The organism is Sphingomonas lenta, from assembly GCF_002288825.1.
In the GTDB taxonomy this organism is placed as follows: domain Bacteria; phylum Pseudomonadota; class Alphaproteobacteria; order Sphingomonadales; family Sphingomonadaceae; genus Sphingomonas; species Sphingomonas lenta.
On record NZ_NSLI01000004.1, the window covers coordinates 366106 to 385015 of the forward strand.

The 18910-nt window shown below is 70.0% G+C and carries 21 protein-coding genes; 10 read left to right on the plus strand and 11 right to left on the minus strand.

Annotation, left to right across the window (positions count from 1 at the left end):
* Positions 1-26 precede the first annotated feature (26 nt).
* The 4 genes from CKY28_RS14010 (at position 27) to CKY28_RS14025 (ending at position 4199) form a co-directional block, all read left to right on the plus strand.
* Positions 27-1319, plus strand: a complete 1293-nt coding sequence (locus CKY28_RS14010) for a glycoside hydrolase family 130 protein (protein ID WP_095998979.1) — start codon at positions 27-29, stop codon at positions 1317-1319.
* Positions 1320-1499: 180 nt separating this feature from the next.
* Positions 1500-2204: a guanitoxin biosynthesis heme-dependent pre-guanitoxin N-hydroxylase GntA gene (gene gntA, locus CKY28_RS14015; RefSeq protein ID WP_095998980.1), complete on the plus strand. Its 705-nt coding sequence runs from the start codon at positions 1500-1502 to the stop codon at positions 2202-2204.
* Positions 2205-2801, plus strand: coding sequence for a DUF1989 domain-containing protein (locus tag CKY28_RS14020; RefSeq protein WP_095998981.1), 597 nt, complete (start codon positions 2205-2207; stop codon positions 2799-2801).
* Between the two features lie 108 nt (positions 2802-2909).
* Positions 2910-4199: a homoserine dehydrogenase gene (locus CKY28_RS14025; protein ID WP_095998982.1), complete on the plus strand. Its 1290-nt coding sequence runs from the start codon at positions 2910-2912 to the stop codon at positions 4197-4199.
* Here CKY28_RS14025 and CKY28_RS14030 read toward each other — a convergent pair.
* The 5 genes from CKY28_RS14030 to hflK form a co-directional block, all read right to left on the minus strand.
* A complete protein-coding gene (locus CKY28_RS14030) occupies positions 4196-4624 on the minus strand; it encodes a hypothetical protein (RefSeq protein WP_095998983.1) in 429 nt (142 codons plus the stop codon). The two genes, CKY28_RS14025 and CKY28_RS14030, sit on opposite strands and share 4 nt — an antisense overlap.
* 13 nt (positions 4625-4637) lie before the next feature.
* Complete coding sequence (locus tag CKY28_RS14035) at positions 4638-4901, minus strand: DUF4236 domain-containing protein (RefSeq protein WP_095998984.1); 264 nt, start codon at positions 4899-4901, stop codon at positions 4638-4640.
* A gap of 169 nt (positions 4902-5070) precedes the next feature.
* The gene (locus tag CKY28_RS14040) at positions 5071-6606 is read right to left on the minus strand and encodes a Do family serine endopeptidase (protein ID WP_095999241.1); all 1536 of its coding nucleotides are present in this window, start codon (positions 6604-6606) and stop codon (positions 5071-5073) included.
* A 176-nt stretch (positions 6607-6782) separates the two neighbouring features.
* Positions 6783-7649, minus strand: a complete 867-nt coding sequence (gene hflC, locus CKY28_RS14045) for a protease modulator HflC (RefSeq protein WP_095998985.1) — start codon at positions 7647-7649, stop codon at positions 6783-6785.
* Positions 7646-8743 carry a protease modulator HflK gene (gene hflK, locus CKY28_RS14050; RefSeq protein ID WP_095998986.1) on the minus strand — a complete coding sequence of 366 codons (1098 nt, stop codon included), beginning with the start codon at positions 8741-8743 and terminating at the stop codon, positions 7646-7648. The genes hflC and hflK overlap by 4 nt, the downstream gene beginning before the upstream one ends.
* A gap of 72 nt (positions 8744-8815) precedes the next feature.
* Here hflK and CKY28_RS14055 point away from each other — a divergent pair, with 72 nt between their 5' ends.
* The 3 genes from CKY28_RS14055 (at position 8816) to CKY28_RS14065 (ending at position 11838) form a co-directional block, all read left to right on the plus strand.
* A complete protein-coding gene (locus tag CKY28_RS14055) occupies positions 8816-9769 on the plus strand; it encodes an Mrp/NBP35 family ATP-binding protein (RefSeq protein WP_095999242.1) in 954 nt (317 codons plus the stop codon).
* 143 nt (positions 9770-9912) lie between these two features.
* Positions 9913-10344, plus strand: a complete 432-nt coding sequence (locus CKY28_RS14060) for a CoA-binding protein (RefSeq protein ID WP_095998987.1) — start codon at positions 9913-9915, stop codon at positions 10342-10344.
* Positions 10345-10419: 75 nt separating this feature from the next.
* Positions 10420-11838, plus strand: a complete 1419-nt coding sequence (locus tag CKY28_RS14065; RefSeq protein WP_095998988.1) for an amino acid permease — start codon at positions 10420-10422, stop codon at positions 11836-11838.
* Here the strand turns inward: CKY28_RS14065 and CKY28_RS14070 are convergent.
* The 3 genes from CKY28_RS14070 to acnA are packed head-to-tail and all read right to left on the minus strand — an operon-like array spanning position 11835 to position 15396.
* A complete protein-coding gene (locus CKY28_RS14070) occupies positions 11835-12488 on the minus strand; it encodes a cyclase family protein (RefSeq protein ID WP_245841847.1) in 654 nt (217 codons plus the stop codon). The genes CKY28_RS14065 and CKY28_RS14070 overlap by 4 nt on opposite strands.
* Entirely contained in the window at positions 12485-12733 is a 249-nt protein-coding gene (locus CKY28_RS14075; protein ID WP_245841848.1) for a CBU_0592 family membrane protein, read from the minus strand. Before CKY28_RS14075 ends, CKY28_RS14070 begins: the two co-directional genes overlap by 4 nt.
* Entirely contained in the window at positions 12730-15396 is a 2667-nt protein-coding gene (gene acnA, locus CKY28_RS14080) for an aconitate hydratase AcnA (protein ID WP_095998990.1), read from the minus strand. The genes CKY28_RS14075 and acnA overlap by 4 nt, the downstream gene beginning before the upstream one ends.
* A 221-nt stretch (positions 15397-15617) precedes the next feature.
* Between acnA and CKY28_RS14085 the strand changes: the two genes are divergently transcribed.
* Positions 15618-15818 carry a type II toxin-antitoxin system VapB family antitoxin gene (locus tag CKY28_RS14085; protein ID WP_095999244.1) on the plus strand — a complete coding sequence of 67 codons (201 nt, stop codon included), beginning with the start codon at positions 15618-15620 and terminating at the stop codon, positions 15816-15818.
* The gene (locus CKY28_RS14090) at positions 15815-16186 is read left to right on the plus strand and encodes a type II toxin-antitoxin system VapC family toxin (RefSeq protein ID WP_095998991.1); all 372 of its coding nucleotides are present in this window, start codon (positions 15815-15817) and stop codon (positions 16184-16186) included. The genes CKY28_RS14085 and CKY28_RS14090 overlap by 4 nt, the downstream gene beginning before the upstream one ends.
* Before the next feature lie 16 nt (positions 16187-16202).
* Here CKY28_RS14090 and CKY28_RS14095 read toward each other — a convergent pair whose 3' ends face one another.
* From CKY28_RS14095 to CKY28_RS14105, 3 genes are read right to left on the minus strand one after another with little or no spacing between them, the layout of a single operon-like run.
* A complete protein-coding gene (locus CKY28_RS14095; protein WP_095998992.1) occupies positions 16203-16652 on the minus strand; it encodes a thiol-disulfide oxidoreductase DCC family protein in 450 nt (149 codons plus the stop codon).
* On the minus strand, positions 16645-17760 hold the full coding sequence (locus tag CKY28_RS14100) for a saccharopine dehydrogenase NADP-binding domain-containing protein (RefSeq protein ID WP_095998993.1): 1116 nt from the start codon (positions 17758-17760) through the stop codon (positions 16645-16647). The genes CKY28_RS14095 and CKY28_RS14100 overlap by 8 nt, the downstream gene beginning before the upstream one ends.
* Positions 17754-18212 carry a DUF2269 family protein gene (locus CKY28_RS14105; protein ID WP_095998994.1) on the minus strand — a complete coding sequence of 153 codons (459 nt, stop codon included), beginning with the start codon at positions 18210-18212 and terminating at the stop codon, positions 17754-17756. The genes CKY28_RS14100 and CKY28_RS14105 overlap by 7 nt, the downstream gene beginning before the upstream one ends.
* A gap of 140 nt (positions 18213-18352) precedes the next feature.
* Between CKY28_RS14105 and CKY28_RS14110 the strand changes: the two genes are divergently transcribed.
* Entirely contained in the window at positions 18353-18856 is a 504-nt protein-coding gene (locus CKY28_RS14110; protein WP_176473105.1) for a hypothetical protein, read from the plus strand.
* Positions 18857-18910: the final 54 nt, after the last annotated feature.

An 18910-nucleotide genomic window follows, 5' to 3' on the forward strand; every position in this document is an offset into this window, starting at 1 on the left:
GGCGAACACCGGGGAGCTCGCATCCGATGGAGTTGTTCAACCACCCGTTGCGGCTTCGCGCCGATCCGGCGCGCGTGGTGGTCCGGCCGTTCCACATCGCCTGGGCGCGCACCGGCAACGGCCCCAGCCGCACCGAGCGACTGGTGGGCGAGGTGCTCGCCATGTCGGAGGACGAGGCCGCGCAGGAGCTGGAGGACGTGCTCCAGGATTTCGAGGCGCGGCACTGGCAGACCCGGCGCGTGTTCATGGGGCGCTACGACGAGATTGAGCGCCTGATGGAGCTCGACGGCGCGGCCATCCCGGACATCAAGCGGCAGCTGATCGGCGCCTATTTCTGCCAGGAATACAGCTACGCCGCCGCCGCCTTGATGAACCCCAGCGCGGTGCCGCATCCCGATCAGTCGGGCCTGGAGCCGGGCGCCACGCGCATCGTCATGTCGCTGCGCTCGGTCGGTGAGGGGCACATCTCGACGGTGGCGTTCCGCGAGGGGATCGTCACGCCGGCGTGCGAGCTGATCCTGTCGCCCGAGCCGCCCTTCGCCACCGCGCCCGACCTGGACGGCGACGGCTTGTGGGACGCCGCCGACCTGCCGCCCAGCGGGCCGGTGACGGTGCATCGCCACCGCGACTCCAACCTGTCGGGCACGGTGATTTTCCCCATCACCGACGCGCAGTCGCGCGGGCTGGAGGACCTGCGCCTCGTCCGCTTCGATCATGGCGGCCGCGACTTCGAATGGATCGGGACCTACACCGCCTATAACGGCTCGGCGATCCAATCGGAGCTGATGCGCACGCGCGACTTCCGGCGGTTCGACCTGGTGCCGATGACGGGCGCGGCGGCGCGCAACAAGGGCATGGCTCTGTTCCCGCGCCGGATCGGCGGCGAGTACATGATGATCGGCCGGTCGGACGGCGAGAACCTGTTTCTGCTGCGGTCGGGCGACCTGACCCACTGGGACGATGGCGAGATGATCCTGCGGCCCGAGTACGGCTGGGAACTCGTCCAGATCGGTAATTGCGGACCGCCCATCGAATTGGACGAGGGCTGGCTGCTGCTGACGCACGGGGTCGGCGCAATGCGCAAATATTCGATCGGTGCGGTGCTGCTCGACAAGGATGACCCGTCGAAGGTGACCGGCCGCACCGCCGAGCCGCTGCTCGCCGCGAAGGACCAGGACCGCGAAGGTTACGTGCCCAACGTCGTCTACTCGTGCGGTGCGATCCGGCACGGGGACAAGCTGTTCCTGCCCTATGGCATCGCCGATTCGTCGGTGGGCTTCGCGTTCATGGGCATCAAGGATCTGCTGGGCCGAATGTAAGTCGATCAACTCCTTCGAGGCCTGCGGAGGGAACTTGGGTGTGCGTCGCTAACCTGGATGAGCAACGATTACGCCGTTTCAGCCGCGACTCGTCCCACTCGGTTACACATGTGACATTCAGGTGCGATTCAGCCTTGGATGCCGGAACGACCCTCCCCAAATCCCGTTCTGCGACTCCCCATGACCGAACGTCAGACGCCACTCTTCCCTTGGACGCACGATGCGCAGCAGGATTTGGAACGCATGCTCCACGCCCATGTGGAGGCGGCGGGCTTCCCGTGCGTGGGCGCCAAGGCCGCGCTCGCCAAGGGCACGTTGGAGGTGTTGGGGGCGAGCCGGATCGACAGCGCCTGGGACGACCTGCGCATCCATGACGGCCTCCTGCGTTTCGCGGGCGAGTATCGCGCCGACCCGGCGCTGTTCCGCAGCTTCGCGGTGGTGTTCGAGGGGCCGGACGACCTAACTGAATTTCAGTTCGAACGCGCGCTGTGGGACCGCGTCCAGTCGCTGTCCGACAAGGATGTGTGGCGCGGCCAGAGCTATGACCGGCGCGTCAGCCCCGATCCGTCGAGCCCGCACTTCTCCTTGAGCTTCGGCGGGGAAGCGTTCTTCGTCGTCGGGCTGCACCCGAACGCCAGCCGTCCGGCGCGCCGCTTCGGCCGCCCGACGATGGTGTTCAACCTGCACGACCAGTTCGAGAAGCTGCGCGCGCAGGGCAAATATGAGGGCATGCGCGAGAAGATCATGGTGCGCGACGAGGCGCTGGCCGGGTCGCGCAACCCCATGCTCGCGCGCCACGGCGAGGCGAGCGAGGCGCGGCAGTATAGCGGCCGTGTTGTCGATACCGACTGGAGCGCGCCGTTCCGCTACTCGGGCGACGGCTGAGTGGGCGAGACGATCGAGATCCCGGAGCGCAGCGGCGTCGCGTTCCGCATGGCCGCGGGCGAGCTGCTGACCGTCATCGACCCGCGCGGCGAGCAGGTCGCCGATCTCCTGGCGTTCAACGCGCACGACGTGGACGAGGTGATCTCGTCGGGCCGCACGCTGGACTATGCGGAGACGATCCGGCTGACGACGGGGCACAAGCTGTACTCGAACCGATCGAACGTGCTGCTGGAGATCGTCGAGGACGATGTCGGCGTGCACGATTTTCTGCTGACACCCTGCTCGTACGATACGTTCAAGCATTTCTACCCGCACCTACCGCCGCACCGCGGCTGCTTCGGCAACCTCGCGGCCGCGCTGGAGCCGTACGGCGTCACGCCCGACCGCATCCCCGTCGCGTTCAACTGCTTCATGAACGTGCCGGTGGATAGCGGGACGGGCAGGCTGAAGGTGCTGCCGCCCGTGTCCAAGGCGGGCGACCGGATCGTGTTCCGGGCGGCGATGGAAGTGGTGGTCGGGCTCACCGCCTGCTCCGCGCCGGACTCGAACGGGGGGACGTTCAAGCCGATCCACTATCGGGTGGATAGCCCCGCTTGACCCCATCCTCGTCACCCCGGGCTTGACCCGGGGTCCCGCTTCCATTCTGACTCGGGATGAGCGGGAGCCTGGCTCGGGGCCAGGGTGACGAAGAGGGGTGGGCTATACATGACCGAACCGCTGCGCATCGCCTTGGCCGGGCTCGGCACCGTGGGGGCGGGCGTGGTCGCGCTGCTCGACGCCAACGCCGAGCTGATCACCCGGCGCGCGGGACGGACGATCCAGGTCGTCGCGGTCTCGGCGCGCGACCGTTTCAAGGATCGCGGCGTCGACCTCTCGCGCTTCGCCTGGGAAGACGACACGCGCCTGCTCGCCGAGCGTGAGGACGTGGATGTGGTGGTCGAGCTGGTCGGCGGGTCGGACGGGCCCGCGCTGGCGCTCGCGCGCGCGGCGTTCGGGCGAGGCAAGGGGCTCGTCACCGCCAACAAGGCGATGCTGGCGCATCACGGGCTGGAGCTCGCGGCGGCGGCGGAGCAGGCGGGCGCAGCGCTCAAGTTCGAGGCGGCGGTGGCGGGCGGCGTGCCCGTCATCAAGGGCCTGCGCGAAGGCGCGGCGGCGAACGAGTTGCGGCAGGTCTACGGGATCCTCAACGGCACCTGCAACTTCATTCTGTCGAAGATGGAGACGGAAAGCCGCGGCTTCGACGATGTGCTGCACGAGGCGCAGGCGGCCGGATTCGCGGAAGCCGATCCCAGCTTCGACATCGACGGGGTGGACGCGGGTCATAAGCTCGCCATCCTGGCGAGCCTGGCGTTCGGGACGGCGCCGACCTTCGCGGCGGTCGAGATGACGGGCATACGCCACCTGCTCGCGGCCGACATCGCGGAAGCCGCGGCGTTGGGCTATCGCGTGCGGCTGCTGGGGCTTGCGGAGTCGGGCGTGTCCGGGCTGTTCCAGCGCGTCCACCCCTATCTCGTGCCGCTGAGCCATCCGCTCGCGCATGTGACGGGGCCGACCAACGCGGTGGTGGCGGAGGGTGACTTCGTCGGCCGCCTGCTGTTCCAGGGCGCGGGTGCCGGCGCAGGGCCGACGGCGAGCGCGGTGGTGGCGGACCTGATCGACATCGCGCGCGGGGTTACGGGGCCGCCGCTCGCCATGCCGTCTGACATGCTCGCGCGCGCCGACCGGGCCGATGCCGGCGATCGTCGCGGGCGCGCTTATTTGCGCTTCACCGTCGAGGATCGGGTGGGCGTGTTGGCCGAGATCGCGGCGGCGATGCGCGACGCGGGCGTGTCGATCGAGAGCCTGATCCAGCGCGGGTCGCACGCGGAAGGCGGCGTGCTCGTGGCGATCGTGACGCATGAAGGGCCGGAGCGCTGCGTCGCCCAGGCGCTGGAGCGCCTACGCGGCTCCCAGAGTTTGGTGGGCCAGCCGATGTGGATGCACATCCTCGACTAGGGCGTGAGCTTCCGTGCGGTGGGCTCGCTTAGATCGATGGGCACGCGCGGGCGCTTGTCGCGCTTGCGGGTGGCCCATTTCACCTCGTCGACGATCGCGGCGACCACCGGCATGATCGGCGGGCCGAAACCGACCTGGCAGCCTCCCTGCGTCGTGGCGCAGGGCGTGCCCTCCGCCGCGAGCGCGCCCGTGCCCGACAGGTCGGGATTGGACGGGCGCGGGCGGTTGCCGACATATTCCTGCGGGTAGGGGATCGTCTGGTCGGGCAGGTCGGTCGCGCAGACGACGACGTCGCCTTCCTCACCCTCGGACACCTCGCGCGGTGCGCACTTCTGCGGCCCGACAGGCGCCAGGATAGAGAAGCGCTCGGGCGGGGGCGGGACGACGGGCGCCGCCGTCTGGGCCGCGAGGAGCAGAAGGAGCATTGGGCGTCTCCGATCAGCGGCGGGTAAGCGCGCGGACGAGGCCGCCGAGCCAGCCGACGCGCTCGGGCTCGGCGCGACGCTTACGCTTGGGCCGGGTGACGATGTCCTCCGAGTAGGACATGCCGGAACCCGGTACGCCCACCGTGCCGCGGACCCCGCGCTCCGAGACGTTCACCGTCGCGCCCGGCCGGCCGATGCTGGCGCTCACTCCCGTCTTGCTGAGGTTGAGGCGGAGGCCCGGCAGGATCCGGATCGATTTGTGGAAGCGGAAGCCCATGCGGCTCTCCTCGGGTGCGTAAGGGCGACCGTGCGCCAACGGGAGTCGGGCGTCAACAAGCGAAGGGCCGCCGCTCGGATGGAGCGACGGCCCTTGCTAGCGGTAGGGGCCGGCGCGGGAGCAAGTCCCGCGTCGTCGGTCATAGCCCGGGGGCTATGCCGGCCGGCCGTTAGCCCTTCGGGCTGACGGCCACGAACTGCCCCCCCACCCGCGGGCGCTGGACGTAGAGCAGCACCTGATCGCGTCCGGCGTTGCGCGCCTGGGCCACGGCGGCGGCGAGCTCGGCGGCGGTGCGCACGGGCTGGCGGTTGACAGATACGATCACGTCGCCGCGACGCACCTTGGTGGCGGCGTCGCTGGACGGGTCGACACTGGCGATAGCCAAGCCCTGCACCGTCGAGTCGACGCCGATGGAGCGCGCGATCTGCGGGGTGAGCGGCACGACGTTGACGCCGAGCGGGTTGGCCGACGCGGGCGCGCGGCTCGCGGGCGCATCCTCGGCGGGCAGGCCGTCCGAGTCCTCGCCGCCGTTCAGCGCCGCGAGTTGCTCCTGCGAGGGGCGCGTGCCCGCCGTCGCGGTGACGGTGACCGGACGCCCGTCGCGCAGCACGTCGAGGCGCACCGGGCTGCCCGGCGGCACGCTGGCGACGAGGTAGGAGAGCGTCGCGTCGGGCGTGACCTCCCGGCCGTTGACGCGGGTCACCACGTCGCCGGGACGGAGCCCCGCGCGCGCGCCCGGCTCGCCCGGCTCGACGCGCGCGATCAGCTCGCCGCGGCCGCGCTGGATGCCGAGCGCGGCGGCAAGGTCGGCGTCGATCGGCTGGAGCGAGACGCCCAGGTAACCGCGGCGGATCGGCTGGCCGGCGCGCAGGCGCTCGATGATCGGGCGCGCCTCCTCGGTCGGGATGGCGAAGCCGAGGCCGATATTGCCGCCCGATTGCGAGAAGATCTGGCTGTTGATGCCGATCACGTTGCCGTTCAGGTCGAACATCGGGCCGCCCGAATTACCCTGGTTGATCGCGGCGTCCGTCTGGATGAAGCGGTCGGCGGGGCCGCCGCCCGTCGAGCGGTGCACCGCCGACACGATGCCGGCGGTCACCGTGCCGTTGAGGCCGAACGGGTTGCCGATCGCGACGACCCAATCGCCGACGCGGGTGCGGGTCGAATCACCCCAGCGGACGAAGGGCAGGTTCTGCGCATCGATCTTGAGCAGCGCGAGATCGGATTCGGGGTCACGGCCGACGACGCGCGCGGTGTACTCCTTGCGGTCGGGCAGCGTCACGGTGATCGTTTCGACGGTGGCGTTGCGGGCGCCCGGCGCGATCACGTGGTTGTTGGTGACGACGTAACCGTCCGGCGAGATGATGAAGCCGGAACCGAGCGACGCGCCCTCGCGGCGCACGGGCGGGCCGCCCTGCTGGCCGCGGCCGCCGAACTGGCCGAACAGTTCGGCGAAGGGCGTGCCCTGGAACGGGTTGGCGGACTGGGTCACCTGGATCGACTGCTTGGTCGAGATGTTGACCACGGCGGGGCTGAGCCGCTGCACCATGTCCGCGAAGCTCATGGGCGCGCCGGCGCGGGGCGCGGCCGACTGGATCATGCCCGGCTCGTTCTGCGCCGTCTGGGCGACGGAAGGCTGGAGCGCGACGGTGGCGGTGGCGCCGCCGAGCAGAAGGGCACCGGTGATGGCGTAGGCGTTGCGCACGATCAAATCGTTCCTCTCGGTTCAACGTTCGGGTGAACGACCACGCTTGTGATCGATCCATGCTGAACGCGGTTTGAATATGAACGGAAATGTCAGGGGGAGACGCGGCGGTTTCAAGTGGGCCGCGATGGACGGGCGACGAACTTCCTCCCCGAGCCGGGCTCGGGGAGGCGAGGTCACTGCGCGCGGTTCTGGAAGTTGCGCAGGTAGGAGTTGTTCGGGCTCAGGATGACGTTGGTCGAGCCCTCGGGCGGCGGGCCGCCGTCGGCGCCGAAGGTGCGGCGGTAGCTCTGCATCGCGCGGTAGAAGTCGTACGCCTCCGCGTCCTTGTTGAACGCTTCCGCGTAGATGCGCGCGGCGTTGGCGTCGGCCTGGGCGCGGATGATCTGCGCCTCCTTCTGGCCCTGCGCGCGGATGGTGGCCGCCTGCTGCTGGCGCGCGGTGCGCATGCGCTGGAGCGTCGAGTCGAGCGGGCTGCCGTCCGGCAGCTCGGCCTGACGGATGCGCACGTCGACGATCTGGACGCCGTACTGCGACGCCACGCGGTTGAGCTCGCGCTGGATGTTGTTCATCACCTGCGCGCGCTCGGGGCTCAGCAGCACGGAGAAGGGCTGGCGGCCGAGCTCGTTGCGGATCGCGTTGCCGAGCAGCGGGCGGAGCGCATCCGTCACGCGCGCCTCAGAGCCGGCGGTGGTGACCATGCGCAACGGGTCGACGACGCGGAAGCGGGCGAAGGCGTCCACCTCGAGCCGCAGCTGGTCGGACGACAGCACCTGCTGGTTGGGCTGCTCGACGTCGAGCACGCGCTTGTCGACCCAGACGAGCCGGTCGATGAACGGGATGCGCGCGATGACGCCCGCGCCCGTCCGGCCGAACACCTCGCCGGGCGCGTAAGCGTTAACGGTGCGCACCGGCTCCTGGAGGCGCAGGATCACCGCCTGCTTCGTCTCCGGCACGACGGCGAAGGTCGCGGCGGCGAGGATCACGGCGAGCAGCGCGAGCACGCCGATCACCACGGGGTTACGGAGCAGCGCGGGGCTCATCGGGCGGCTCCCGTCTGGGGCGCGTTCTGCACCTGCGGCTCCGTCAAGCGGCGGCCCTGCTGCTGGCGGTCGAGCGGCAGATAGGGCGTCACGCCCGGCGCCTCGACGATCGTCTTATCGGTCTTGGAGAGCACGTCTTCCATCGTCTCGTAATACATGCGCCGGCGCGTCACCTCGGGCGCGAGCCGGTATTGTTCGTAGAAGGCGTTGAACGAGGCGGCCTCGCCCTGCGCCAGCGCGAGCTTCTGCTGCGCGTACGCCTGGGCCTGGTTGCGCACGGTGGACGCGTCCTGCTGCGCGGCGGTGACGTCCTTGAACGCCTCGTTGACCTGCTCGGGCGGGTCGGCCTGCTTGATCGCGACGCCCTGGATCTGGATGCCGGAATTATACTCGTCGAGGATCTGCTGCGTGCGGCTCTGCACCTGCGCCTCGACGGCGGTGCGGCCGGGACCGATCGCCTGGTCAAGCCCGACATTCGCCACCGCCTCGCGCATCGCGCTCTCGGACGCGGCGCGGACGGTCGCCGTCGGGTCGGCGAGCTGGAAGACGTAGTCCTCCGGGTTGCGGATGTTCCAGCGCACCGAATAGGCGAGGTCGACCAGGTTCTGGTCGCGGGTGAGCATCAGGTTGGCGCCGCCGCCTTCCGGGAAGTTCTCCTCGCGGATGGCGGAGACGTCGACCTTCTCCACGCTGGCGAAGGGCGCGGGTGCCGTGAAGCGCAGGCCCGGCTCCAGCGTGCCGCCGTAGCTGCCGAAATTGGTCACCACCGCGCGCTGCTGCGGCGCGATGTTGTGCACGGAGGTGAACAGGATCCAGAGGCCGACCAGCACGAGTGCGCCGATCGTCCACAGCGTGCGCGGGGCGGGGTTGGGCAGGCCGCCCGGTATGCCACCGCCGCCTCCGCCCCCGCCGCGGCGCGCCTTGGCGAGGAACTCGTCGAGCGCGGTCGGCTTCTGCACGCCCTTGCGGCCGCCGGGCGGCACGGCCCAGGGATTGCGGGGGCCGCCATTGCCGCCCGAGTTGCCGCCGTCGCCCCCCCAGGGGCTCGCGGTCGAGATGATCGGGCGGCCGAACCACCCCCGTGAAGTCGTCATGGCCGTAATTATAGGAACGGACGGGAACGAAAAACAGTGGCGCGCGTGACCGCCGGCCCTATGGCCGCACGCATGGTCGATGTTGATCGGGTGAAGGCGGCGGTTGCGGCCGTGGCGGGCGGGCGCGTGAGCGTGCGCGTCGACGGCGCGCGGGCGGGCGTGGTGCTGGACGCGACCGGGCTCGCGCCCGAGGAACGCGATGCGCTGGAGGTGCGCGTCCGCGCCGCCGCGGCCGCCGTGCCGGGCGTGGCCGAGGTGCGCGTCGCCGTCACCGCCGAACGGACGCAGCGCAAGCTGGTCGCGGTGGCGAGCGGCAAGGGCGGCGTCGGCAAGTCCACGATCGCCGCCAACTTGGCGATCGCACTCGCCAGGAACGGGCGTCGCGTGGGACTGGTCGATGCCGACATCTACGGCCCCTCGCAGCCGCGGTTGATGCGCGCCGAAGGCGTGCGGCCGGAGGCGCGCGACAAGCAGCTGCTGCCGGTGTCCACGCCCTACGGCGTGCCGATGCTGTCGATGGGCCAGCTCGTCGAGCCCGGCCGCGCGCTCGCCTGGCGCGGGCCGATGGCGGCCGGCGCGCTGGGGCAGCTGGTCGACGCCGACTGGGGCGCGGCGGACACGCTGGTGCTCGACCTGCCGCCGGGCACGGGCGACGTGCAGCTGACCATGGTGCAGAAGCACAAGCCGGCGGGCGCGGTGATCGTGTCGACGCCGCAGGACTTGGCGCTGATCGATGCGGCGCGCGCGATCGACCTGTTCAACACCGCGGGCGTGCCGGTGATCGGGATCGTGGAGAACATGGCCGGTTACGCCTGCCCGCATTGCGGCGAAGTGTCGGATCCGTTCGGGCGCGGCGGCGCGGAAGCGGAGGCGGCGCGGCTGGGCGTGCCGTTCCTGGGGCGCGTGCCGCTGTCGATCGGCATCCGCGAGGCGTCGGACGCGGGCGAGCCGCCGGCGGCGGGGGCGGACGACCGGGTGTTCGCGCCGATCGCGGAGCGGATCCGCGCCTGGCTAGCTTCCCGCTAAGCCATCCCATCCGTCATGCCGGACTCGTTCCGGCATCCATCGTCGTACGCGTGCTCCGGTCGGTGTGTCCGCGCGACGATGGACCCCGGAACAAGTCCGGGGTGACGAAAGGTTGTAGCGGCGGACCAGACGAGGAGGACCCCATGCCGCTCACCAGGAACGAGGATATTCGGGCGCTGCTTGAGAACGCCCGCACGATCGCGCTGGTGGGCGCGTCCGACCGGCCGGACCGGCCGAGCTACCGCGTGATGCGGTTCCTGCAGGACCACGGCTATCGCGTTCTGCCCGTCAACCCGCAGATCGCGGGCGAGCATGTCCACGGCGAGTTCGTCTGGACGCGGCTGGCGGACATCGGCGTGCCTATCGACATCGTCGACATCTTCCGCCGGCCGCAAGCGGCGGGCGAGGCGGTGGACGAGGCGATCGCCGTCGGCGCCAGGGCGGTGTGGATGCAGCTCGGCGTGATCAACCACGACGCGGCGGCGCGGGCGGAAGCGGCGGGGCTGCAGGTCGTGATGGACCGCTGCCCCGCGATCGACATCCCGCGCTTCGGCTTGCCCAAGATCGCGGCCTGAGGCGGACGCTGGCGGAACGCGGCACGGCGTCGTAACGAACGCGACGGTTTCCCTTCCGTTCGGAGCTCCCGCCGCATGCCGTCCCACCCTCCCGCCCCGACAGGCCTGCTCCGCCGCAAGGTCGTGACGCCGGAAGGGCACGGCCACGAGCGGCTGGCGCGCACGCTGTCCTGGCCGCATCTCGTGGCGCTGGGCGTGGGTGCGATCGTGGGGACGGGCATCCTGACATTGATCGGCGTGGGCGCGGGGCTGGCGGGGCCGTCCGTCATCCTGAGCTTCGCGGTGGCGGGGCTGATCTGCGCGGCGGCGGCGCTCTGCTACGCCGAGATGGCGACGATGATCCCGGCGTCGGGTAGCGCCTACACCTATAGCTACGTCGTGCTGGGCGAGGTGATCGCCTGGGTGATCGGCTGGTCGCTGATCCTCGAATATTCGCTCGTCGTCTCCACGGTGGCGGTGGGGTGGTCGGGTTACGCCTCGCCGCTGCTGCAGGGCGCGTTCGGCTTTCCCGCGGCCTTGACGCAGGGGCCGGAGCTGGGCGGCGTCCTGAACCTGCCGGCGGTGTTCATCATCGCGGTGGTCGCGGGGCTGCTCTGCCTCGGCACCAAGGAATCTGCGACGCTGAACGCGTTCCTGGTGGGGTTGAAGATCGTCGCGCTCGCCGTGTTCGTCGCGGTGGCGCTGCCCTACTTCAACAGCGCCAATCTCGAGCCGTTCATGCCGTACGGCTTTCCCAAGCAGTTGAGCGCGGACGGCGTCGAGCGCGGGGTGATGGCGGCGGCGGCGATCATCTTCTTCGCCTTTTACGGCTTCGACGCGATCTCGACGGCGGCGGAGGAGACCAAGAACCCGGGCCGTGACCTGGCGATCGGGATTGTCGGGTCGATGCTGGCCTGCGTGCTCATCTACATGCTCGTCGCGGTCGCGGCGGTGGGGGCCTTGTCCTATCAACGCTTCGCCGGGTCGGCCGAGCCGCTGGCGCTGATCCTGCGCGAGCTGGGGCGGCCGGGCGTGGCGCGGTTTCTGGCGCTGTCGGCGGTGGTGGCGTTGCCGACGGTGCTGCTCGCCTTCCTATTCGGGCAGAGCCGCATCTTCTTCACCATGGCGCGCGACGGGCTCCTGCCGCCGTCGCTGGCCACCGTCTCGCGGCGGGGAACGCCGGTCAGGATTACGCTGGTGACCGCGGTGATCGTCGCGATCATCGCCGGGCTGCTGCCGCTGGGCGAGATCGCCGCGCTGGCGAACGCAGGGACGCTGGCGGCGTTCGTCGCGGTGGCGGTGTGCGTGCTCGTCATGCGCAGCCGCGCCCCCGACGCGCCGCGCAGCTTCCGCACGCCGTTGGCCATGGTCGTCGCGCCCGCGGCGGTGCTGGGGTGCCTATACCTGTTCTGGAGCCTGCCCAGCTCGACGCAGTTCTACTTCCTGCTGTGGAACGTGGCGGGGCTCCTGGTCTACTTCCTCTACGCCCGGCCGCGGGCGGTCGCGGCGGCCTAGGGCAGCTCGGCGAAGGCGCGGACGGGGAAGGTGCCGACGCCCTGGAAGCGGGGCGGCACGGCGTAGAAGCGCGCACCGTCCGCGACCGCGTCGAGGTTGGTCAGGTGCTCGACGATCGGCACGCCCCCGCCGAGCAGCGCCGTGTGCACGGGGCGGCGCATCGCGCGGGTGTCGTCGATATTGTGGCTGTCAATCCCGACCACCGCCGCCCCCTCGTCCGCGAGCAGGCGCGCGGCGGACTCGGTCAGAAAGGGGTGGTCGTCGAAATAGGCGGGCGTGCCCCAGTGCGCGTCCCAGCCGGTGTGGACCAACACCGCCCGGCCGCGGATCGGGCGTCCCGCGAAGGCGTCGGCGTCGACCGCGAGACCCTCCGCGAAAGGCCGGCGGACGATCATGACGAGCACCCCGGCGACGCGCTCCAGCGGCAGGCCGGCGAGGTCGTGGCCGTGTGCGAAGCGGTGATAGGGAGTGTCGAGATAGGTGCCGGTGTTGCCGACCATCTCCACGCGCTCGATCTGGAACGTCTCGCCGTCGTCATAGCGGGCGGCGGACTGCTCGCGCGTCCAGTAGTCGCAGACCACGGGGCCGGGCAGGCCCTTGTAGGTCGTCACGCCGGGCGTGACGATTTGGTTGAGTTCGACCCGCCTCACGCAGTGCGGGCGCGGGCAAGCGCCGCGACGCCGATGCCCATCCATACCACGTTGAGTACGGTCGACGGCAGCGCGCCGTGCCACCAGCCGTTCACGACGAAGCCGGCAGCACCGACGATGTTCATCGCCTGATAGGCGGGGGAGCGGGCATAGAGCTTGCCCGCCGACAAGAGCGCGTAGGCGGCGAGGATGAGGAGGGCGCCGGTCCAGCCGACGACCTCCACCATCAGCTCGGTTCCGGTCACGCCGCCAGCTTGCGCAGCACGTACTGGAGGATGCCGCCGTTGAGGAAATACTCGAGCTCGTTGACGGTGTCGATGCGGCAGCGGGTCTGGAACTGTTCGGTCGAGCCGTCGGCGCGCGTCAGCGTGACCGTCACGTCCTGGCGCGGACGGAGGCCGCCCACGTTCTCGATCGTGAAGGTCTCGTCGCCCGTCAGATTAAGCGTCTTGCGGTCGACGCCGGCGGCGAACTGGAGCGGGAGCACGCCCATGCCGACGAGGTTGGAGCGGTGGATGCGCTCGAACGACTCGGCGATGACGGCGCGGACGCCGAGCAGGTTGGTGCCCTTGGCCGCCCAGTCGCGGCTGGAGCCGGTGCCGTACTCCTTGCCGGCGATCACGACCAGCGGCGTGCCCTCGGCCTTGTGGCGCATGGCGGCGTCGTAGATCGGCATGACCTCCGAGCCGTAGCGCGTCATGCCGCCCTCGACGCCGGGGACCATTTCGTTGCGGATGCGGATGTTGGCGAAGGTGCCGCGCATCATGACCTCGTGATGGCCGCGGCGGGCGCCGTAGCTGTTGAAGTCGGCGCGCGTAACCTGATGATCCTGCAGGTACTTTCCGGCCGGGCTGTCCGCCTTGATGCTGCCGGCCGGGCTGATGTGGTCGGTCGTGATCGAGTCGCCTAAGATGGCCAGCGGCTTGGCGTTCCGGATGTCGTCCGTCGCCTTGGGCTCCATGGTAAGCCCCTCGAAATAGGGCGGATTCGCCACGTACGTAGAGCCTGCGCGCCACTGGAAGGTGTCGGAGCCGGTGACGTCGATCGCGCGCCACTTCTCGTCACCTTCGTAGACGTTGCCGTAGCGCATGCCGAACATGCCTGCGTCGATGTTCGCGTCCATCAGCGACCGGACCTCCTCATTCGAGGGCCAGATGTCGCGGAGGTAGACGGGGCCGTCATTGCCGTCGCCGATGGGCGTCTCCGTCATGTCCTGCGTGACGGTGCCCTTGAGCGCGTAGGCGACGACGAGCGGCGGCGAGGCCAGGAAGTTGGCGCGCACGTCGGGCGAGACGCGGCCCTCGAAGTTGCGGTTGCCCGACAGCACGGAGGCGGCGACGAGCTCGTTCTCGTTGATCGCCTGGCTGATGGGGGCGGGCAGCGGGCCGGAGTTGCCGATGCAGGTCGTGCAGCCGTAACCGACGAGGTTGAAGCCGAGCGCGTCGAGGTCCTCGGTCAGCCCCGCCTTGGTGAGGTAGTCGGTGACGACCTGGGAGCCCGGCGCGAGCGACGTCTTGACCCAGGGCTTAGGCGCCAGGCCCTTCTCGCGGGCCTTGCGGGCGACGAGGCCGGCGGCGACGAGCACCGACGGGTTGGACGTGTTGGTGCAGCTGGTGATGGCGGCGATCACCACGTCGCCGTCGCCGATGTCGTGGTCGCGCTCGGCCACGGGCGCGCGCTCGGCGCGCTCCTTGTGGTAGACCTTGAACAGGTCGCCGTTGAACACCTCGTCCACCTTGTTGAGGCTGACGCGGTCCTGCGGGCGCTTGGGGCCTGCGAGCGAGGCGGTGACGGTGCTCATGTCGAGCTCGAGCGTGTCGGTGAACACGGGATCGGGCGCGTCCGCCTCGCGCCAGAAGCCGTTGGCGCGGCTGTACGCCTCGACCAGCTCGATCACCTCCTGCGGACGCGCAGTCAGGCGGAGATAGTCGATCGTCTTGTCGTCGATCGGGAAGAAGCCGCAGGTGGCGCCGTACTCGGGCGCCATGTTGGCGATCGTGGCGCGGTCGGCGAGCGTCATATGGTCGAGGCCGGGGCCGTAGAACTCGACGAAGCGGCCCACCACGCCCTTTTGGCGCAGCATCTGCGTGACCGTCAGCACGAGGTCCGTCGCGGTGATGCCCTCCTGGAGCGCGCCGGTCAGCTTGAAGCCGACGACCTCCGGGATGAGCATGGAGACGGGCTGGCCGAGCATGGCCGCCTCCGCCTCGATGCCGCCCACGCCCCAGCCGAGCACGCCCAAGCCGTTGATCATGGTGGTATGGCTGTCGGTGCCGACCAGCGTGTCGGGATAGGCGACCGAGCGGCCCTCATTGTCCGACGACCAGATGCCCTGCGCGATGTACTCCAGGTTGACCTGGTGGCAGATGCCCGTGCCGGGCGGCACGACCGAGAAGTTATCGAGCGCCTTGCCGCCCCATTTCAGGAACTCGTAGCGCTCGACGTTGCGCTGGTACTCGAGCTCCATATTGTCGTTGATCGCGCGGGGGCTGCCGAACTCGTCCACGGTGACCGAGTGGTCGATGACGAGGTGGACGGGGACCTGCGGGTTGATCTTCGCGGCGTCGCCGCCGAGCCGGGTGATCGCGTCGCGCATCGCCGCCAGGTCAACGACGCAGGGCACGCCCGTAAAGTCCTGCATCAGCACGCGCGCCGGGCGGTACTGGATCTCGCGGTTCGGCTGGACGGGGTTGTCGGCCCATTCGACGATCGCCTGGACGTCGTCGACCGACACCGTCTTGCCGTCCTCGAAGCGGAGCATGTTCTCCAGCAGCACGCGCATGGAGAAGGGGAGGCGGCTCACGTCGCCGAACTTCGCGGCGGCGTCGAGCGCGTAGTAGTCGTAACTGCGGCCGCCCACGGTGAGCGTCTTGCGGGCGTTCAAGCTGTCCTGGCCGATGGCGGTCATGCGGGTCCTCTTCATGGGAGCCCGTGCGGCGCGCGGCGGCGAAGGGGACGCGCGGAGGCCTCGCGGGCAAGGTCAAGCTGGTATCGGCGCGCGCCTTAGCAAGGGGTTAGCGGCGGGGGAAGGGCAGGGTGCGGGCGGGGGTGCGATGAACCAACCGAGCGCTGGTCGGCATGGATTTCAGCATCGGCTGACGCTACTTAACGTGCCTGAGGAGAATGGCCATGCGTACCACCATCGCGCTCGATGACGAACTCGTCGCTAAGGCGCAGGAGTATACAGGGATAACGGAGAAGTCGGCACTAATTCGAGAAGCGCTGAGATCCCTGGTCGCCCGAGAGGCGGCGCGCCGACTGGCATTGTTGGGCGGGTCGGACCCTAATGCTACCGCCGCCCCACGACGGCGGCCCGATATGGACTCGTGATCCTCGTCGACAGTTCGGTCTGGATTGATCACTTCCGGCGACCCAATCCGGTGCTGGACGAGCTGCTCAGAGCCGAGAAGATCATGTCGCATCCGTTCGTCATCGGTGAACTCGCAATGGGCAGCTTGGCAGACCGGATGGCGGTGCTGGCGCGGTTGCGCGAGCTGATTGGGTCGCGCGTGTCGTCGCATGATGAGGTGATGACCTTGGTGGACGCGCACGGGCTGCACGGGCTGGGGCTGAGCTACGTTGACGCTCACCTGCTCGCGAGCACCTTACTGACGCAGGAAGCGCGCCTGTGGACGCGTGACAAGCGGCTGCTCGCGGCCGCCGAGCGGCTGGGTGTGGCGGCCAAGCCGGTGAACTGAACCGGCGGCGCGCGGTTCAGAGCAGTCGGGCGCGCTGTTCGGGGGTGAGCAGGGCGCAGTGGGACGCGCGGCCAAACCAGCGGTAGCGGTTGCGGGCGAGGCGCGCATAGGCGGCGTCGCGCCAGCGCTCGGGAACGAGCCGACCCAGGCGGAGAAGCCGCCACGGCCCGCCGAGGACGGCGCACAGTTTCAGGTAACCGGCGCTCGCCGTGTAACCGCGCCCGTCGGCGACGAGCAGGTAGCTCGCGTCCGGGTCTACGCCGTAGTGGTGGTAGAGCGCCGCGCCGAGCGGCGACACCGTGGGCGTGAAGTTGACGCGGCCGCGCTTGTCCCAGCGCATCAGCCGCGACGCCCCGCCCGAGCAGAGCACGCATTCGCCGTCGAAGACGAACAGGGCGCGGCCGTCGTCGAAGGCGGGCACGGCGGGGTCGTCGCGGTACGACCAGGGGCGGCCGTGCTCAGGCATGCGCCGGCTCGCGATGGACGGTGATGTCGAGGCCGGCGAGCGCGCCGAGATATTCGTCGAGGTCGAGGAGGTCGAGGCAGGGCATGGCGCCGCGCCGGTCGAGGTCGCCGCGGGCGAGCTTCCGAGCGAGCAGGATGGCGGGCATGCACGGGATATAGGGGCCGTGGCCCGACCGCGCGACGATGAAGAAGCGGACCCGTTTGGGACGGCCGTCCGGGCCCTCGCCGGACAGGACCATGTGGAAGCCCGACCGACCGGAGCCGAACCGGTCGAACAGGAAGGCCAGCCCGAGCAGGCGTCCGGCATGGCGGTCGAGCGAGCGGATCGCGCCGAGGCGCACGAGCCAGCTCAGGCCCCAGGTACCGAGATGCAGCAGCTTGAGCTCGTGGCCCGCGGCGAAGCGGATGCGGCGGAGCGTCGGGTAGCGGGCGGGGAACAGGTCGAGGTCGGGAATGTCGCAGTCGCCGAACAGCCGCCAGCCGAGCTCCGGGTAGCGTACGGCGTGGAGATCCTGCCAGCCATGGACGGTGCGGGAGATGCCGTCGCGCAGCACGGCGATCGGCTTGCCGACATAGCTCAGCACGGCGGAAGTGGTCGCGAGCCCACGGTTGGTCTGCTGGGCGGCGCTGATGCCGTAGTCGAGCGCGTCGAGCCGCGCGAAGCCGGGGAGATGGTGGTCGACCACCGCGGCGGTGAGGCAGGGGACCGAGCTCGCGCCGCCGACGACGAGCACGCCGCGCGCGCGGGCCGCCTCGTCCAGTTCGCCGATCGTGCAGACGAAACGGCGGGCGTCGGCGAGGTCGAGATAATGCGCGCCGGCGGCGATCGCGGCGCGGGCGACGCGATGATCCTGGCGCTGGAAGGGTCCGACGGTGTGGACGACGATGTCGGGGCGGGCGCGGGTGAACGCCTCGTCGAGGTCGCCGTCGATATCGAGCGCGTGCGCTTCGAGCGCGTGGGCGGCGTCGAGCGCGCGGACGAACGCTTCCGCGCGAGACCGCGACCGCCCGGCGATCAGCAGGCGCACGTCCCGATCGGGCGCGAGCGCGCGGGCGATATAGCCGCCGAAATTGCCGTAGCCGCCGATCAGAAGGACGCGCGCTACCATGAGGGCTTGGCCACCATGAGGTGGAAGACGAGCACGAGCCCGCCGAACGCGGGCCAGCCGAGCGCGAACCACCAGCGGAACAGCCGCCCAACCAGCGCCTCGTCGGGTGCATCGGTCGCCAGCAGGCGCTTGAGGCGGATCTGGATGGCGACGACGGGGAGCCAGCACAGACCGGCGACGACGTAGAGCGCGTAGGTGGCGACCAGCCAACAGTCGCCCCAATCGAAGCCGCCGCGCCATACGAGCCAGGCGCCGCTCAGCGGCTGGACGAGGACGGCGGGCAGCGTGAAAACGAAATCCGCGCGCACCGTCCAGGCGGCGGCGAAGCGGCGCACGGCGGGGACGCCGCTCAGCATACCGGCCAGCATGAAAAAGGCGATGCCGAGCCCCGTGCCGAACAGCACCGTCGCGCTGACGATATGGACGGTCTTGATCAGCGGGTACGCATCCATCCGTCTGCCCGTACCGGCGCGGCGGTTGACGGTCCATCAACGCGCGCCGGGCAAGATACAGGCGTTCACATTTTGTTCTGTCCTACAGGCCCGCCCGCCTATATCTAGTCCGCTCGACTCGAATGGAGGGGAGAGCGGGAATGGGGGACGGAGCGCCTAGGTACAGGCATGACGGGTGGACGCCCGAGCGGGAGTTGCGGTTCTGCGCGGAGCTGGCGCGGACGGGGTGCGTCAAGGACGCGTGCGCGGCGGTGGGGCTGACGACCACGTCCGCCTACCGCGCGTACAAGCGTTGTTCCGAGTTCGCGGCGAAGTGGGACGAGGCGCTGGAGAGCGAGCGGCCGATCCTGATGCAGGCGGCGTTCGAGCGGGCGGTCAACGGCGTGGAGGTCACGTATCGCCAGGGCCGCCGGACGGTGACGGTGCGCCGCTACTCGGACGCGCTACTGCGCTTCCTGATCGAGCGCGGTGACGGGAAGAAGAATGCACGGGCGCAGCGCTGGATCAAGCCAGCCGATCCCGAGAAGACGCGCCAGGAGATCCTGCGCAAGGTCGCGGCGGTCAGGGCTCAGCGGGACCGGGAGCGGCGCGAGGAGGCGCTGGCCTTCGCCGAGCGGATGCGCGCGGAGGGCTGGGCGCCCTAACTCCGGCCATGTCGCCCGAAAGCAACACCGATTAACTAAAACCCGGAAGGGGCC